General features: G+C 40.3%; 13 protein-coding genes. 10 read left to right on the forward strand and 3 right to left on the reverse strand.

Annotated elements, in window-relative coordinates; genetic code table 11:
* Entirely contained in the window at positions 1 to 5,589 is a 5,589-nt protein-coding gene (locus tag CQA49_RS01565) for a S6 family peptidase (RefSeq protein WP_115574210.1), read from the reverse strand.
* A gap of 222 nt (positions 5,590 to 5,811) precedes the next feature.
* Here CQA49_RS01565 and CQA49_RS01570 point away from each other — a divergent pair, with 222 nt between their 5' ends.
* From CQA49_RS01570 to CQA49_RS01595, 6 genes are all read left to right on the forward strand, one after another.
* Positions 5,812 to 6,219: a DUF1104 domain-containing protein gene (locus CQA49_RS01570; RefSeq protein WP_115574211.1), complete on the forward strand. Its 408-nt coding sequence runs from the start codon at positions 5,812 to 5,814 to the stop codon at positions 6,217 to 6,219.
* Between the two features lie 148 nt (positions 6,220 to 6,367).
* Entirely contained in the window at positions 6,368 to 6,745 is a 378-nt protein-coding gene (locus tag CQA49_RS01575) for a FixH family protein (RefSeq protein ID WP_181882577.1), read from the forward strand.
* A gap of 13 nt (positions 6,746 to 6,758) precedes the next feature.
* Positions 6,759 to 8,240 (forward strand): TolC family protein, encoded by a 1,482-nt coding sequence (locus CQA49_RS01580; protein WP_115574213.1) that lies wholly within the window; start codon positions 6,759 to 6,761, stop codon positions 8,238 to 8,240.
* 20 nt (positions 8,241 to 8,260) lie between these two features.
* Entirely contained in the window at positions 8,261 to 9,289 is a 1,029-nt protein-coding gene (locus CQA49_RS01585; RefSeq protein WP_115574214.1) for an efflux RND transporter periplasmic adaptor subunit, read from the forward strand.
* Positions 9,286 to 12,444, forward strand: coding sequence for an efflux RND transporter permease subunit (locus CQA49_RS01590; protein WP_115574215.1), 3,159 nt, complete (start codon positions 9,286 to 9,288; stop codon positions 12,442 to 12,444). The genes CQA49_RS01585 and CQA49_RS01590 overlap by 4 nt, the downstream gene beginning before the upstream one ends.
* A gap of 50 nt (positions 12,445 to 12,494) precedes the next feature.
* Positions 12,495 to 12,740 carry an RNA-binding S4 domain-containing protein gene (locus CQA49_RS01595; protein ID WP_115574216.1) on the forward strand — a complete coding sequence of 82 codons (246 nt, stop codon included), beginning with the start codon at positions 12,495 to 12,497 and terminating at the stop codon, positions 12,738 to 12,740.
* Here the strand turns inward: CQA49_RS01595 and CQA49_RS01600 are convergent.
* Together CQA49_RS01600 and CQA49_RS09970 are read right to left on the reverse strand one after the other, a co-directional pair.
* The gene (locus CQA49_RS01600) at positions 12,735 to 13,898 is read right to left on the reverse strand and encodes an MFS transporter (protein WP_115574217.1); all 1,164 of its coding nucleotides are present in this window, start codon (positions 13,896 to 13,898) and stop codon (positions 12,735 to 12,737) included. The two genes, CQA49_RS01595 and CQA49_RS01600, sit on opposite strands and share 6 nt — an antisense overlap.
* A 131-nt stretch (positions 13,899 to 14,029) precedes the next feature.
* Positions 14,030 to 14,206: a hypothetical protein gene (locus CQA49_RS09970; RefSeq protein ID WP_181882578.1), complete on the reverse strand. Its 177-nt coding sequence runs from the start codon at positions 14,204 to 14,206 to the stop codon at positions 14,030 to 14,032.
* Between the two features lie 218 nt (positions 14,207 to 14,424).
* Here CQA49_RS09970 and CQA49_RS01610 point away from each other — a divergent pair, with 218 nt between their 5' ends.
* From CQA49_RS01610 to CQA49_RS01625, 4 genes are all read left to right on the forward strand, one after another.
* Positions 14,425 to 14,958, forward strand: a complete 534-nt coding sequence (locus tag CQA49_RS01610) for a DUF308 domain-containing protein (protein WP_147288640.1) — start codon at positions 14,425 to 14,427, stop codon at positions 14,956 to 14,958.
* Entirely contained in the window at positions 14,955 to 15,623 is a 669-nt protein-coding gene (locus CQA49_RS01615) for a uroporphyrinogen-III synthase (protein WP_115574220.1), read from the forward strand. Before CQA49_RS01610 ends, CQA49_RS01615 begins: the two co-directional genes overlap by 4 nt.
* Positions 15,624 to 15,723: 100 nt before the next feature.
* Complete coding sequence (locus CQA49_RS01620) at positions 15,724 to 16,551, forward strand: peptidylprolyl isomerase (protein ID WP_115574221.1); 828 nt, start codon at positions 15,724 to 15,726, stop codon at positions 16,549 to 16,551.
* Between the two features lie 47 nt (positions 16,552 to 16,598).
* The gene (locus CQA49_RS01625) at positions 16,599 to 17,522 is read left to right on the forward strand and encodes a class II fructose-bisphosphate aldolase (RefSeq protein ID WP_115574222.1); all 924 of its coding nucleotides are present in this window, start codon (positions 16,599 to 16,601) and stop codon (positions 17,520 to 17,522) included.
* The last annotated feature ends 14 nt before the right edge of the window (positions 17,523 to 17,536 follow it).

Consider the following 17,536-nt stretch of genomic DNA (forward strand, 5'->3'; position numbering starts at 1 on the left):
TTAAAATCTATAACTCACGCGCACATCGCCCCTCGCGCCATAGCTCCCTAGTGTATCTGCCATAAGTGCGAATCCATAATCAATGCCAAATCCCTTGCCTAAGCCACTTTGCCCGATGAAATTTAGCATAAAATTTGTATTTGCATACGCCAAATCATACGCGATGAAATTTTGCGCGTTGCTTAGGGTTACAAATGCCTGCTTTTGCGTATTTAGCAAGCCTTGACGCGCTAAAAGTTGCAACGCATAAGAGGAATTTTTCCCGCTTAGCACATATTCCGCGCCAACGCCAAGCGCAAAAAGAGCGTTGTTTAATTGCTTTTGCTTGTAATTTTGACTGACAAAGCCATTATCTACATTGTAGCTTAACGCCAAAAGTGCGAGAGGCTTTAGCGTGTGCGTAAAATGCTCGCTTTGAGACAAAAGAATATTGTATTTGTAATAAGCGTGAAAAAGTGCGCCTGTCGTGGTGTTGCTAGCATTTTCGCTCACACTTAGCGTGCTTGAGAAGCTGCGCTTTGTATCCAAAAACATAACATTGAGATTCCCTTGTGCCTCGTGCTTTGCGCGTTTAAAGTTCGCATAGAATCCAAGATTGTAATATTTCGCGCTGTCTTTGATGTCAAAATTTGCAAAGTTTGAGCCACCAAAGCCAAACATAACGCCCGCCAGCAAGCTAGATTGAGAAAAATTGAAGATTCTGTCATAGCCTATATTTGTGCCATAAAAATTGCTCGTCCCATTCCCGCCAAAGTAGCCACCGCCGGCATTAAGCCAAACATTATTTTTATATTCAAGCTCCTTTTTAGCGCGCTCTAGCTCTAGCAAACTTTTTGCAAACCCCAATTCATCGCTACTTGCAAGATAGATTTTTTTAGAAAGTTTTCGCAAAGCCTGCGCGTGCGTGGTTTGCACCTGCAAAATACGCGCATTTATAGACTCGTTACTTGAGAAAAGTATTTGATTGCTTAGCGTTATTGGCGTGCTTTGAGAGATTTTTTGCAAATCAGATTCTATGCTGCTTACATATTGTGTCAAAAGCGCGTTATCATCAGTCCGCACTGCCCTATCTATCGTATCATCATTGCTATTGTGTCCCAAAATTGCCTGCAAAATAAGAATGCGAGAATCCACCTTGCCAAGCTCGCTCAAGCTCTTTGGATCATCTTGCAAAAACTTCACCTTAATCTCATCGCCAACAACCTTACTCACCACATACAGCTTTTTGTCCTCATTAGCGAAAATAAAATCGATGCGCTTGTCCAAGCGATTGTCGTTAAGCTTTGTCGCTAGAGCAAAAGTATGGTAAGTATTTAGCACAAGATCCTTATCATCGCGCGCCACACTAGAATCTAGCCTCACGCTAAGCTTTGCATTTTCTTGCAATGTCAGCTCCTTATCCACTTGTAACGCAAAAAAACGCGTAGAATCTTGCGTTTGCATGGTATTTGCGCCGACATTTTTTAGCTCCAAATTTTTTGCGATAGAAATATTCGCATCAAGGATAAATGGGCTGTGCACGCTATCTTGCGTGATTGAAAGAGTGTTGAAATGCACGCGCGAGCTTTCATCGCCTAAAATATAGTCATTTGCGCCTGCATTTGGGATATTCCCCGCGCTCAAATCCCAAGAATCTGCAAAAATTTGGCTATTTTGATACGCCTCAAGCTTAAAGCCCTTATGTGTGGAATCTAAAAACAAATTCACCAAAGCATTTTGCGCGCTTAGCGTTTCAATCTCAAGCACAGAATCCTTTTGTATAGAAAGATTGAGCGTTTGCAAATTTTGAGCCAAAAGCGTTGTGGTTTTAAGCGTGGAATTTTCAGTAAGAACAACATTTCTTGTATCATTTGCACCTAAAATTTTAAGGCTACTCGTCGCAGTGTCAGTAGGCGTGTGATAAAGCCCTTCAAAGCTAGAGTTACCGCTTAGATAGAGGTTTTGATTTAAGACTTGCTCGCTTTGCTTGAGTTTTGAGGCATTTTGCGCGTAGAGATTTTCTCCAAAATAGCGCGCCACCTGCACGCTTGAGCTATCAAAGACAAATTCGCTTACATTTAGTTTTGCGCCAGAATCTACATTTAGCGCGAGTGTTGAAAGGCTTTTGGCATAGATTCTCTGCGCGCTAAGGCTTGCGCTGTCTTTTAGCGTGATAGCGTTATGCGCGGAATCTAGATTTAGCACGCCATTATTTAGGTTTAGCGAGGCGGTGTCGCTTAGAGTGACGCTGCTTGTGAGGCTTGCTAGATTAGATTCTATTTTGGCATTTTGGCTTGCGGTGATATTGATAGTTAGCGTGATATTTTCGTAAGCTTTTTGTAAGGATTCTTGTGTGGCTTGCGCGCTAGTTGAAGCGCCAGAATCTGCACGCGCGCCAGAATCCAAAGCCACAGAATTCAAAGTTGCAGAATCTATAGCCGTAGAATTTATGATGGCTTGCAAACTCATCTCGCCCCCGCTAAGCTCTATATCAAAACTTTGCGCGCTTCCAAGCGCTATGCTAAACGCCGAGTTATTGCCGAGTATTTTTTGCGCCCCAAAGGTGGAATCTTTCTCCACGCTTAGATTTATATTCATATTTGTAGCGCTTAGATTCCGCGCGCTAAGGCTTGCGCCACCATTTACAAAGATGTAAGTTTGGTTAGAATCTAGCGCATTTGTCTTGTCATTTTTGCTAGGACGCGCGCTATTGAGAGAGAAAATCATATCTTTTGTGACATTTAGGCTCGCCTTGTCATTTAGCTGTATCAGCGCTCCAGCGAGATTTTGTGCGGTGAGATTCTCATTTAGCGTTAGTTTGGTATTTTCACCGCTTAGTATGACTTCATTTTTTAGTTTGCTAGTTTCACTTTGCCCGCTCGTGTTGGTGTCTTTTAGCGTGAGATTTTTTAGCGTCACGCTAGAGCCACCAATAAGCGCGATATTAGCGATGAGATCTTTATTTGCTCCATCCACGCTAGAGCCATTGCGCGCAATTAGGTCATAATTAGTCGGCTGACTTGTAAATCCTGCAGAATCTAGCGCGCCAAGGCTGAAGTTATTTGCATTGTCAAAAACAAACGACTGCTTGATTTCAAAACTAGAGCCTGCCTCGATATTAAAGCCACCAAGCGCGCTTAGCCCGCTGATGATAAGATTATCAACGCTTGCACTACTTGCGCCGCTAAGCTTTATGCTCGCCTGCTCCTTGCTAAGCGTGAGATAGCTTGCCTTTAGACTAGCGCTGGCACTTAAATCAAGGCTCGCGTTAAAATCATGTATGCTAGATTCTATCGCTGCGCCACTTGCGGTGATTTTGCCTTTGTAGCTTATGGTGTCGTTTGCCTCATTTTCTAGCACGCCCTTGCTTACTTCTTGATAGAAGTTAAAGCCATTACCGCGCGTGTTGCTCCCATCGCTTCTGTCGATGAAATGATTTATTTTGCCGCCAAAATTTAGCTTAGAGCTTGCATCTGCTGTGATGTTAGATTCTAAACTAGCGCTACGCCCAAGGGTAAAGTTTGAGTTTTTTAGCTCGATCCCACCAGCGATTTTAAAGCTTCGCTTATCCCAATCAGGCTGCTGCAAGGTAGAAGGGCGCGAGAGATCCATCCATGCAGGCAATGTATAGCCTGTCTTTTTCTCCGCCTCCTCGACTTGCTTTCGCACTGCTTCATCGACCACCGCATGCGCTGTGGGGTGTCCTTGCAAGATAATATTAGAATTTTGAGATTCTAGCTTGCCATCTATATTGATATTTCCATCAAATACAAGGCTTTCATCGCCTTTGGTGGCGTTTTTTTGGATAAGGTTTAGATTGCCTTCAAAGCTTGCATGCGCGATATAGTCCGCTTTTGTGGTTGTTTTGTTGCCACTTTTATCATAGCTAAAGCCTTGTATGCTGAAGTTTGACGCGGTGCTTGCGGTATTTGTTATCACTGCTTTTGCGTCATTTGCAGAGATGACATTGAGGCTTAGGCTATTGCCACCTAGATCGAGTTTCCCGCCATTATTGCCAAAGTAAAATCCTAGATTATTTACAGAATCTTGCGCTAGTATGTAGCTATTTCCACCACTGCCGCCACCGGCGCTTTGCTTTATCGCGCCTAGTGCCTCTGCTTTGCCCTCTGCAAGTGCGAGAATCCCGCGCCCGCTGGTGATATAAATACCATCATACGCCTTTGTGGTTGTATCCAGCAATACTTTACCCTCACCCAAACGCATATAGCCTAGCGCGCCACTAGTCGCAGGCGTGTAGTTGGTTTTTATGATAAGCGTGCCTTCACCGATTTTATGAAGCGCTTGATTCTGCCCGAGTGCCTCATTTTTTAGCGCCCAATTCACCTCCACATTTTTACCCACATCAAGCCCCAAGCCCTCATAGCCAAAATGCACCTTATCAGCGGTGAAATCATAAGTCGTGGCATTCGCCTCATCTTTGAAAATAAAGCCGATATTTTGCCCCTTGATAAGCGAGCCAAACTTCACGCTCCCACCACCGCTAAACTCTATATCTTTGTTATCATAAATACTTTTTGAATCCTCGCCATTACCACTTTCTTTTGTTATATAGCTAGAAATTAGCGTATAGCTTCCATTTGCTAGATTGATAGATTGCGTATGTTCCTTTTTTAGCTTCTCAAAATCCGCTTGCGCCGCAAAGCTTAGGCGTGTGTTGTTCGGACCCTCCGTGCCAGAAACGACGCCTAGCACCACCCATTTGCCCTTCGTGCTATCATAGATATAAAATGCACCGCCGCTATCGCCCATGCTTATGGTGTTTTTAAATGTCTGATTTACGCCTAGCTGTATATTTAGCCCGCGCCCATCGGTTTTTTCATTTTCACCCACGGAAGTGAGATTGGCAAATGAGCTGTAGCCTTTCACAAAGCTAAGTGTGCTTAGCACACCGCCTAAGCGCCCATCTTCTGTCATAGGCAAATCACTTGTCAAATAATCCCTTCCAACCTGCAAGCTAAGCAGTCCCGAGCCTGCGCCATAGGCGTAGAGCGTGCCACCATTTGCGTTTTTTATCTCCTCTAGGCGCTCATTTAAAATCTTTTCATTTGCCTGCTCAAGCGCTACTTGTTGGCTGTATTGCGCAGTGCCGGGCTGTTTGATGACAGCATGCGAAGTTGTGTGATTAGTAATGTCAGTTTCTAGCAATTCTGCCTCGCCCTCGATAATAAAGCGATTAAACCGCAAGAATTGAGAATCTAGCCCCTGTCCCAAAAGCTTGCCCGCCACTTCATAGGTAGTCTGCCCCCACTTGCGCCAGCCGGTTTGATTTTCAATCGAGCGGATATGATTAGCAGTCACGGCGTAGCTCCCGCCAAGTGAGGTGAAAGAGCCAAAATTACTTTTTGCAGAAAAATCCGGGATTGAAGCTAAATTTGAGGCATTTGTGCTTGCATTTGGGAAGCTAAACTCCGAGCCATCTTTGCCCTGCAAAGTGATATTTTGCGCGCCTATTTGAAATGCGCCCTTATTCTGCCCAAAATCCAAAAAATCGCGATAATAAAAATTACCAATATCCACACTTTGCGCATATAAAGGCGCCATTGACACCGCGCCTAGCATAAGTAGTATAGAAGCATTTTTTGCTTGCATTGTATCGCGTCCTTTAAATCTTAGAAAAACCTTGTGTGGGGGAAATTATACATTTTTAGCTTTAAATTTACGCGCTAAAGTCATAAAAATCTGCCTTATGGGGCAAAACTTCACGCTTTTTGCTCTTAAATTTTCTCAAAATAAAATTACTTTTGCTAAGAAATTTTTAAGCTTAAAATACTTAGAATTCTAAGTTTAATTCTTACTTTTAAAGGAGTGGATATGAAAGTTCAAGGTTTAGGAATGGCAGTTTTAGCAAGCGTTTTTGCGCTAAGTATGGCTTATGGTGCAGATTATAGCAAGAAAAGCGAATCTGAGCTAATCAAGCTCAATGGCACACTTAAAAAAGTTGAAGATGCGGTGGATTTAAGACTTGAAATCAAAAAGCGCATTGCAAAAATGGACGACAAGCAAAAGCCAGATTTTGTAAAAAAGCTTAAAGATTCTTATGAGAAAAACACCGGCGATATGAAAGTCAAAGACCTACGCAAGCTTGAATCTGACACAAAAGAAGCATTTGCAAAAAGAATCCAAAAACTTAGCGACGCTGAGAAAAAAGAGCTTGGCTTGAGCGAGGAAGGTCACGCTTGCCCTATGCACGGGGATGGCGAGCACGAGCACAAGCATTAATTTTATCGCAATTTCATCGCTTAAGATCCCTACAATTTGGGATTTTAAGCGCCTTAAGCTTAGGCTATTTGCTTTTTGTGTAGGCAAATAAGCTAAACTTAACACCCTTTTTTACCCCTTAAATTTAGCAAAATAAATGGAGGCAGCAATGCAAAATATATTGAAAATCTTTCTTTTTGTGGCGTTGATTTTCTCGCAAGCTAGCGCGTTTGAAAAGGTTTTGCAAACAAAAGAATATGAAATAATTTTAAGCGCACCAAAAAACTTCACTTCCGGCAAAAATGAGTTTAGCGTAAGCATCAAACAAAATGGCGATGAAATCGAGGCAAGCGATGTGGCAGTGAAATTTATGATGCCAGAAATGCCCGGAATGCCAAAAATGAGCGAAGATTCACAAATAAGCAAAGATGGCGAAAAAGCCTATAAAGGCGTGGTGCATTTCCCGCATGGTGGCACTTGGCAAATCCGCGCAAGCTTCAAAATCGACGACAAAAACTACCTCGCCAAAGGAAGCATTGATTTTTAAGTAAGGCTTACATTTGCGAAAAAAATTCTTGCGCGCTTTTTTTATTATTTTCTTGCAGGGAATCTTGTGTGGCGTGTGCGCTGGCGAGGTGGATTCTGCAAAAAATAGCAATTTAGCGCAGCTGCAAGCCCACCTAAATAATAATCCAAAAATAAAAGAACTAGAGCTAGAAATCGCCTCTCTCAAAGCACGAGCAAAGGCGGAGGCAAAATGGGATAATCCAAATTTTAATCTAAATTATAGTAATGCTGAAATCATGCAACCTTTTTTGCTAGGTGCAAATGATATGCAAAGCATAGGCATTGGGCTAAGTCAGAATCTTGACTTAAATCTAAAGCGTTCTTTTAAGTCAAAAATCACGCAAAAAGAAGCAAATCTAAAACTCCTAGAGCTAGAAAATCTAAAAAATGAATATGCTTTTTCACTCATTTCAGCTTATATAGAAGCGCAAAAAAATCAAAAAATCCTCTCTCTAACCCAAGATTCTATAAAAAATCTTGATACGATTTTAGATAGCTTTAAAATTTCAAGGAATTTTAATCCCCTGCAAGTCCAAAAACTAAAGCTTTTAAAAGCTCGCTTACAAATAAAGCAAAATGAGATTATTAACGCACTTGAAAACTCCCACATTGGTGCTAGTGAGATAAGTTTTGAGAGTATAGATTCTACAAATCCCCAAAAAGCATTGCAGAATCTACAAATCTTATCAACAAAAAATGGCGAAGTATGCGCGCGAAGCGGAGCCGAAGCGGAATTCACTTCCGCGCAGGCGATACAATGTGAGGGAATAGAATCCAAATATTCAAATATTGCAGAGACAAAAAATAGCACAGAATCTCCACATAATCACTCAATGCAAAATCAAAACTCTGCGCAAAACTCAAACTTTATTGTTTCAATCCAAGATTCTATGTTTGAAAATCTTGCAAAAGCCATAAAAAACAAGGCAGAAAAAGAGCAATTTTTACAAGAGCTTTTAGCACAAAATATTGAAATTAAAATAGCACAATTGCAAAGTGCAATTGCTTCAGATTCTGTGCGCCTTGCAAAAAAATCCCTAATCCCAGATTTAGGGCTCAATATAGCCTATATGTCGCGCTATAATCGCGCAGATTTATTTGCAGTGGGTATCTCAATGCCCCTACCAATTTATGGAAAAGAGGTAAATGTTATTAATCAAAATAAGAGCCAAGAGCTTTTAGCACAAACGCAGATTCTAAGCACAACAAATAGGATAAAGCACACAAGCCTTACGCTTTTATCTCAATTTAAGCAATTAAGTGAGAATCTAGACATTATCCAAAATACATTGCTCCCTGCAAATAAGGAAATAATTAACCTCTATAAACACCATTCAACAAGCCAAACTAGCGGATTTGTAGAACTTTATAATGCCTTAAATGAGGAAATTGATACAGAAATTTTAAGGATTCAAATTCTAGCGAACATGGCAATTATTTATTGGAATCTAGAGAGGCTTAAGGGCAATTTATAGAATCTATTAAAAGGAAAAAAATGAAGAAATTTTTAATTTTGTTGCTTATGCTAAACTCCTTATTCTTGGGATTAAATGCAGAATCTAGCACGCAAAATACAGTAAAGCAAGGCAAAAAAACACAAAATAAAATTGGTATTTTCCCAACCACAATTGTTAAAAAAATGCAAGTAAAAGATTCTAAAAGATATTATGGAAAATTACAAGAAAACGAAGGGAGTGTATATAGCCTAAGTCTGCGTGTAGATGGCTTTATACAAAAGCTTTTCGTGCAAAATACTTACACAAAAGTGCAAAAAGATTCTAAACTTTTTACGCTTTTTTCTACTGAATTACTTGATGCGCAAAGTGAGCTTTTAGCAGCTTCTGGAAGTCATTTTAAAGGGCTTGCAAGGGAAAAGCTAGAGCTTTTAGGTGTGGATAAAAAAGAGATTGCAAAGATTCAAAGCGGGCATAGAATCTTAAATGAAATCACATACTACGCGCCAATAAGCGGCTATATTTTTACAAAAAATGTAAATATTGGAAGTGGTGTAAAAAAAGGAGAGGAAGTTTTTAAAATAGTCAATTTAGATTCTTTATGGGTGATAGCAGATATTAATGAGGAGGATTTGAGCTTTTTGCAAAATGCGCAAAATAAGGCTTATGTTGAGGTTGAAGGAGTTAAAGGAAGGAGTGAAATTGCTTTAGAGCTTATTTATCCAAATGTGGTTGATAATTTTTTAAAAGCGCGTTTTATCTTGCAAAATAAGTTTTTAGACGGAGATAAAGTGCAGTTTTTCCCAAATTCTTTTGCTTATATTTTTATAGAATCTGCCCCAAGAATTGCGCTTACACTGCCAAAAACAGCCCTACTTTTTAAAAATAATAAATATTTTGTTTTTATAAAAGATGATGAGGAGTTTTTACCGCAAATTGTGGAAGTGAAACGCATTCTAGGAAGTGATTTATATGAAGTGATAGAGGGGTTAGATGAAGGTGATGAAGTTGTGAAAAATGCTCTTTTTGTACTAGATTCTGATGCACAAAATAATGGAGATTTTGAATGAATTTTACAGAATCTGGTGAATCTAAAAACTCACAAAACAGCCCACAAGAGCAAAAAAATAAAAGCATAGATTCTATAATTTTATGGAGTGTTAAAAATAAATTCATTATTTTAATTATGGCTTTTTTGCTGCTTTGCTCCTCAATTGCGCTTTTGCCAAAATTAAAGCTTGATGCCCTGCCCGATTTAACACCGCCGCAAGTTATTTTGCAAATAGAATTTCCAAATCAAGCCCCAAAAACAATTCAAGAACAAATCGTATATCCGCTTATGAGCCAGCTTTTAGCAATTGCAAATGTGGAAAATGTGCGCGGAATTTCTGGCTTTGAAAATGCGCTTATTTATGTGATTTTCAAGGATAAGACAGACCTTTATTGGGCTAGAAGTAGAATCTTAGAGCAACTTAGTCAAACGCAAAATATCCCCGCACAGGCTAAAATCTCACTAGGAAGCGATTCTACTTCTGTTGGCTGGGCGTATCAATACGCACTGATAAGTGAGGATAAAGATTTAGGCGAGCTAAAAAGTTTGCAAGATTTTTATTATAAATACGCACTTTTAGGCATTGATGGTGTGAGCGAAGTAGCTAGTGTTGGGGGATTTGAGCAAAATTATGAAGTAAGCGTGGATAATGCAAAGCTGCTGCGCTATGATTTAAGTTTGCAAGAAATTATAGATTCTATTAAGCGAGCAAATAATGATAGTGGCGGTGGCGTGCTAATTGAGGGTGGATTTGAAAAAATAATAAAAGCAAAGGGCTATATCAAAAACACGCAAGATTTAGAAAATATCATTATAAAAACGCAGGGCAATACACCACTTAGAATTAAAGATATTGGCGAAGTGAGAATCCTGCCTGCTACAAGGCGGGGTGCTGCTGATGTAAATGGTAAAAAAGAAGTTGTAGGTGGCATTGTCATGGTGAAATATGGCGGGAATACTTATGAAACTTTGCAAAGAATAAAGCAAAAAGTAGAACAACTTAATGAAAATAGCGAAGTGCAGATTAAGCCTGTTTATGATAGAAGCGAGCTTATAGAAAAATCCATTTTTTCACTTACAAAAACGCTTATTGAGGAATGCCTTATTGTGCTTTTGATTACAGCGATTTTTTTACTGCATTTTAGAAGCGCTCTGGTGGTGATTATCACACTTCCACTTTGCGTGCTTTATAGCGCGTTTTTAATGTGGGTTTTTGATATACAATCAAGCATTATGAGCTTAGGGGGCATCGCAATTGCCATTGGAGCAATGGTTGATGCGGCAATTGTAATGATAGAAAATGCACATAAGAATCTAAGCATACAAAATTCCTATTCAGATTCTACTCGGCAAAAAATAATTATCTCAAGCACAAGGCAGGTTGGCGCACCTATCTTTTTTGCTTTAATGATAGTCGTTGTTTCATTCCTTCCAATTTTTGCGCTTAGCGGACAAGAGGAAAAGCTTTTTGCGCCATTAGCTTTGACAAAAACATTTACAATGCTTATTGGAGCATTACTCTCAATCACCATTGTGCCAATTTTAATGCTTTTTTTCATTAAAGGCAAAATTTTAAGCGAGGAAAAAAATCCGCTAAATCTCTTTTTTGTTAAAATCTATCGTAATTTATTGCTTTTTACTCTGCGTTTTAAATGGATTTTCCTCTCTCTTTGCGTGGTTATTTTAGGGCTTTCATTCTACGCGTATAAAAAGCTAAATTGGGAATTTATGCCCCAAATTAATGAGGGTATAATCATGTATATGCCTGTAACAAACACAAATCCTAGCATCGATACAGCCCTTGCATATTTGCAAAAAGTAGATTCTATTATTGCAAGTTTTGATGAAGTGGAGAGCGTCTTTGGCAAAGCTGGTAGGGCAAATACAAGCACAGACCCAGCACCTCTTTCAATGTTAGAAGTCTATATTCACTTAAAACCAAAGGAGCAGTGGAAGGAACAAATAAGCTATGCGGAGCTAAGAGATAAGCTAGAATCTGCCCTGCAAATAAAAGGGCTTACAAACTCTTGGACTTATCCCATTCGAGGTAGGACTGATATGCTTTTAACGGGCATTCGCACGCCTTTAGGTATAAAGCTTTATGGAAATGATACAAAGATTTTGCAAGATTTTTCACTAAAAATAGAATCTAAACTTAAAAATCTAGATTCAACACTTTCAGTATTTGCAGAGCGTGGAAATAGCGGATATTACATTGATATAGAAATAGATGATGAAAAATTAGCGCGCTATGGTGTGAGCAAAGATTCTATTTTCACTCTTTTAAATGCAGGCATTGGCGGGATTGAGCTAAGCAGAAAAATTGATGGTGTAAAAAACTATCCAATAAGCTTGCGACTACTTGATACGCAACGCAATGATATAGAATCTATTAAGGAAATTTATGTAAAAACTTCGCGTGGATTCCGCCCCTTAAGAGAGCTAGCTAAGATTTATTATGCAAATGAACCAAGCGAGCTAAAAAGTGAAAATGGTCTAAGTGTAAATTATATCTATATTACACCAAAAGAGCATGTAAGCGCAAAAGCTTATAAAGACGCAGCTAGCGCTTTGCTTTCTGATTTAGAGCTGCCAAGCGGATATTTTTATGAGTTTAGTGGAGAGAGTGAGTATATACAAAAGGCACTAGAGACATTACAATATATTATCCCGCTAAGTATTTTTGTGATTTTTATTTTAATTTTTCTAGCACTAAAAAATATTGCCTATACATTTTTATGCTTTTTTAGCTTGCCATTTGCTATTTTTGGTGGCATTGTGGCAATTGATTTGTTGGGGTTTAATCTTAGCATTGCTGGTGTTGTTGGGCTTTTAGCCCTTTTGGGGGTAGCAAGTGAGACTAGCATTGTTATGCTTTTATATTTGCAAGAAGCACTAGCGCAGATGAGAGAAAATATAAATAATCCCACAAAAGAGGATTTAAAACAATGCGTATTAAAGGGAGCGGCACTGCGTGTGCGTCCAAAACTAATGACTGTTTTTTGCATTATCGCTTCACTTTTACCAATTATGTTTTCTCAAAATGTTGGAAGTGAAATCACGCGAGCAATTGCCGCGCCAATGCTAGGGGGCATGATAAGCAGTAGTATTCTAACGCTTTTTATTATTCCGATTTGTTTTTATTTGTTGCATTTGAGGAAAATTGCTCGTTAAATAAAGAATCCACGCTACAATACACCAAAAATTAACCTTAAGGATTCCTCTTGCGTATTGATAAATTTCTTAACACGACAAATATTTTAAAACGACGCGCAGTGGCGCAAGATATGTGCGAAAATGGCGTGGTGCTGGTAAATGGCGCTGTGGCAAAAAGCTCAAAAGAAGTCAAAATTAATGACACCATCACCCTGCGCTATTTAGAATATGAAAAAAATTACCGCGTGCTAGATATCCCAACGACAAAAAGCGTGCCAAAAGCGCAAAGTGCGCTGTTTGTCAAAGAGTTATGAGCCGATAACTTTGCATTTATTTGCAAGGATTCCAAAAATATTGAGCGCAAATGCTACGCAAAGCACAAGCACAATACCCTGCACATAGCTTTCGCTCAAATCATGCAAAACGCCGATTAAAAATGGACCGCTTGCAGCAATAAGATAGCCAAAGCCCTGTGCCATAGAAGAAAGCTTTGTCGCAATGGCAAGTGTGGCGCTCTTTTGCGAAATAAACAAAAGCGCTAGCCCAAAAACCCCACCCATCGGGATTCCGATACAAAGCACGCTCACAATCATCGCACTTTGAGAATCAAAAAAGAGCACCACCACATAGCCTATCGCATACAGCCCGCACAAAAACGCCATATAAAGCGATCGATACATCTCACGCAAACGCCCTAGCAATAATGGACCAAAAAATGCTACAGGCATGGAAATAAGCTGCATATAAAGCAAAATATTTGTCCCATACTCCAAACTATAGCCTTTTGAAGCAATAATCACAGGAAGCCATGTAAAAGTGCTATACGCCACAAAGCCCTGCAATCCCATAAATAGCGTAATTTTCCACGCATCAAATTCAACAAAGAGGCTTTTTGTCGTTGCCGGTTTTGCCTTAGGGCGCGAAAAGCGATGATTTTTCACTTCTGGTAGAAAAAGCACAATTGCAAAAAGTGCAAAAACCACCCAAAATGCCATTGCGATTCTAATCCCAAAAAGTGCGATAAGTGGCAATGCCAGCAGAATCCCGATGATAGAAGAGGCATTAAGCACAAGCGAATACACGCTCATCATCGCGGGTGTTTTCTTGCCAAACTTTTTGCGTATGAAGCTTGGCACAAGCACATTTGCCACCGCAATGCCCGCACCCAAAAGCCCCATACCAACAAAAAGCCCGCCAACTCCGCCAAAGCTCCGCACAATCTCACCAAGCGCAATACAACACAGCGCGATAAACAAAAGGCGCACGCTTGAAAAATACGCCACCACAAAAGAAATGCTCCCAAACGCAAGTAGTGGGATAGAATTTAGCAATCCTGCCACAGAGCTTGAAATATTAAAATATTCCTTAATCGCTTCAATGCTCGGACCCATAGAATTTATAGGCGCGCGCAAATTGAGCGTGATAGCCACCATAATTGCAAAGCTTAGCCAAAAATATGTTTTCTTATTCAAAGCCTCTACCTCATAGAATCTAAACCTTTTTAAAGCTTATTCCCTCGTTAGCTTGAAAAGCGCATACACGATATATGAGCTCATCGCGCTAAAGCTTGCAAGGGCTAAAATCGCTGTAAGGATTCCAATCATTACATTTCTCCTATTTTGTGGATTTCTCTAATAAGTATCCTCACGACAAAAAGCAAAAGCCCAGAAGTTACTATCAGGCTCACGCTCACAGACACAGCTTGTATAGAATCAAAAGTTTTGTAATGCATTATCACAAGGGCAAGGATTCCAAAAAGTGCAAGTAGAAGTGCTATCATCACGGACTTTAAGACACGGGCTAGGGTTTTTGTTTGTTCTTTTTTACTCATGGCTTGCATTGTATCACAATAAAACGCGTTTAAGTGAAGCTTTAGAAAAATATTTTATAATTCAGCCTTTATTCTTGCTTTTAGCGCTTAAAGCAAGCTCTCTAAACGCCTCTACTTAAGGTGCAGCGAGAGATTGGGAAATTTTAAATTTAAGGGAGTATGTGATTTTGAGAAATAAAAGTTCTATTGCGTTACTTATATTGAGTGCTTGCTCTATCGTGCTAGGCGTGGTGTGTATGGCTTATCCAGCAAAGACAATGCTTACCATTGCATTTTTTGGCGCGCTGTTTATTTTGCTTTTAGGCGTTGGTTGCGTGTTTTTCTATTTACAAAGCATGCGCAAAATGGCGTGGATTCTCATCGATGGGATTGTCTCTATTCTTATCGCCATCGCGCTTTTTGTCGCGCTTATTGTTGGGGGTGAAGAGATGGGCGAGCAAATTATCGCGCTTATCATCGGCATTGGCGTGCTTTGCAATGGGATTTTGTGGATTCTCACTGCGCGCTCTTTCAAGCAATTTGATGGCTCGGTATTTCTCCCCACACTTAGTTTTGGCGTGATATGCGTTGTGCTAGGCATTGTGTTTGCGATATTCCCGCAGATTCTCTCATTTTTGATAAGTATATTTTTAGGGATCTTGCTCATCATTTTTGGAAGCTTGGGATTAGTGCTAGGATTTGCTAGCAGGAGGCGCTTTTGAGAGAAGTTGTGCTTATAGGGACGAAGGAAAATAGCGAAGTAAAAAGCCTTGTAGTGAGTGAAATCGCTTATGAAGACATCGCACCAGATGCGTTGGAAGGCGTTGATAGCCTTATTTTTACTTCAAAAAACGCCATTCTTGCCTTGATAGAATCTGCCAAAAAACACGAACCTTTACGCGCGTGGGTGAATATCCCAAGCTATGTCATCGGACATGCAAGCGCAAAAGCCTTGCAAAATGCCGGCGCAAATATCGCACATATCGGCAGTGACGCGCATGGAGCGAATTTTACCAAAGAGCTTATCGAGCTTTTAGCTGATAAAAATCCGCTCTACTTGCGCGCACAAAATATCGTCTCAAAACTTGATGAAAAGCTTATAAGCGCAAATATCAAGCTAAAACAAATCGTAGCCTATATCAATCAACCAAAAAAACTTGATAGCGCACTAAAGCCAAAGGGCGATAGTGTGCTTATTTTTACTTCGCCTAGCGCGTTTGCGTTTTTCAAGCAAAACTTTGGGTGGAATCCAAACTATGTGGCGGTGGCTATTGGTATGACGACTTTTAGCGCGTTTGATTCTGATATAGTGGCGTTTGTAAGCCAAAAGCAAAATATCGAGGGTTGCATTGAGCTAGCCAAAGATTTGGCACAGAAATTGCCTTAGGGTAAGTCAATAGTTTGTTAAGATTCACAAGCTACAATACGCGTTTTTAAGGTTTTTAAAGCCTTGAGATTAAAGCAAATTTAAAAAAATGGAGTGGATTATGAAAAAATTACTTTTAAGCTTGGCGTTGGTTGGGATACTCTCACCTGCATTGATGGCAAAAACTTATGCGACGGTAAATGGCAAAGCGATTACAGAAAAGGACTTTGAGGGCTTTAAGCAAGAGTTCCCAAACTTTGATTTTGACAAATTAAACGAGCAAGAAAAACAAATCGTGCTTAATCAAGTCATTGATGAGCGCATCGTCCTTGATGCAGCACGCGCGGAAAAAATGGACACGACAAAAGACTACACTGATAAAGTCGAGGCGTTTAAAAAGCGCTTATTGCTAGATTCTTGGATGCAAAAGCAAGCTCAATCAATCCAAATGCCAAACTTTAGCGATGAGCAAATCCGCCAAATTTACAAAGAAAATGAAGCGCGCTTTATCGATCAAGAGGGCAAGGCACGCCATATTGTCGTAGCAAGCGAAGATGAGGCAAAGGCTATTATCGCAGAGCTTAATAAAGTTAGAGGCAAGGTTGAGCCAAAATTTATCGACTTAGCAAATCAAAAAACAATCGATCCTGTGGGCAAACAGCAACAAAACGGCGGAGATTTAGGGACATTTCACCGCGCGCGTATGGTGCCTGAGTTTTCAAAAGCAGCATTTGATTTAAAACCCGGCACTTATACCAAAACACCTGTAAAAACGCAGTTTGGCTACCATGTGATTTATTTGGAAAGCAAAACTGAACCAAAGGTGATTGGCTACGATCAAGCAAAGCAAATTATCATGCAAGATATGCAAATGCAAGCCTTTAATCAAGCAATCGGCGAAAAAGTCCAAGATTTACGCAAGAACGCGAAGATTCAAATAAGCAAATAATAAGATTCTATTTTTGAAACTTCTATTTTGAAATGTAAGGAGGAATCATGCTAGTAAGTGGCAGTGAAATTTTGCTAAAAGCCCACAAAGAGGGCTATGGCGTGGGCGCGTTTAACTTTGTAAATTTTGAAATGCTAAACGCTATCTTTAACGCCGCGCTTGAGGCAAACTCGCCCATCATCGTGCAAGCAAGTGAGGGCGCGATAAAATACATGGGAATTGATATGGCAGTAGGGCTCGTGCAAATCCTAAGCAAGCGCTACCCACAAATCCCAGTCGCGCTCAACCTCGATCATGGCACTAGCTTTGAATCTTGCAAAAAAGCGATTGACGCGGGCTTTACTTCGGTGATGATTGACGCTTCACACCACCCATTTGAAGAAAATGTCGCAATGACTAAAGAAGTCGTGCAATACGCGCATTCTAAAGGTGTGAGCGTAGAAGCAGAGCTTGGGCGTCTCATGGGGATAGAGGATAATATTTCAGTCGATGAAAAAGACGCCGTGCTAGTCAATCCAGACGAGGCAGAAGAGTTTGTCAAAGAGACAAAGGTTGATTATCTAGCACCCGCTATCGGCACAAGTCATGGGGCGTTTAAATTTAAAGGAGAGCCAAAGCTTGATTTTGCACGTTTGCAAGAAGTCAAACGCCGCACCAACATTCCGCTAGTTTTACATGGCGCAAGTGCAATACCGCAATATGTGCGCGAGGCATTTCTAGCCACTGGTGGCGATCTCAAAGGTAGCAAGGGCGTGCCTTTTGAATTCCTCCAAGAAGCAGTCAAAGGTGGGATAAATAAAGTAAATATCGACACGGATTTGCGTATCGCTTTCATGGCGGAAGTGCGCCGCGTGGCAAACGAAGATCCCACACAATTTGACTTGCGCAAATTTTTCACGCCCGGAATGCAGGCAATGCAAAAAGTCATCGTCGAGCGTATGCAAGTGCTAGGCTCTGCGGGCAAAGCTTAGTAATTTCAAAAAAC

The sequence above is a fragment of the Helicobacter sp. MIT 00-7814 genome, from assembly GCF_003364115.1.
In the GTDB taxonomy this organism is placed as follows: Bacteria; Campylobacterota; Campylobacteria; order Campylobacterales; family Helicobacteraceae; genus Helicobacter_F.

Excerpts from the sequence above, each read along its gene's own strand:
- CQA49_RS09970 (WP_181882578.1), bottom strand. The coding sequence starts at position 14,206 with ATGATAGCACTTCTACTTGCACTTTTTGGAATCCTTGCCCTTGTGATA.
- CQA49_RS01585 (WP_115574214.1), top strand. The coding sequence starts at position 8,261 with ATGAAGAAATTTTTAATTTTGTTGCTTATGCTAAACTCCTTATTCTTG.
- CQA49_RS01590 (WP_115574215.1), top strand. The coding sequence starts at position 9,286 with ATGAATTTTACAGAATCTGGTGAATCTAAAAACTCACAAAACAGCCCA.
- CQA49_RS01570 (WP_115574211.1), top strand. The coding sequence starts at position 5,812 with ATGAAAGTTCAAGGTTTAGGAATGGCAGTTTTAGCAAGCGTTTTTGCG.
- CQA49_RS01620 (WP_115574221.1), top strand. The coding sequence starts at position 15,724 with ATGAAAAAATTACTTTTAAGCTTGGCGTTGGTTGGGATACTCTCACCT.
- CQA49_RS01625 (WP_115574222.1), top strand. The coding sequence starts at position 16,599 with ATGCTAGTAAGTGGCAGTGAAATTTTGCTAAAAGCCCACAAAGAGGGC.
- CQA49_RS01565 (WP_115574210.1), bottom strand. The coding sequence starts at position 5,589 with ATGCAAGCAAAAAATGCTTCTATACTACTTATGCTAGGCGCGGTGTCA.
- CQA49_RS01575 (WP_181882577.1), top strand. The coding sequence starts at position 6,368 with ATGCAAAATATATTGAAAATCTTTCTTTTTGTGGCGTTGATTTTCTCG.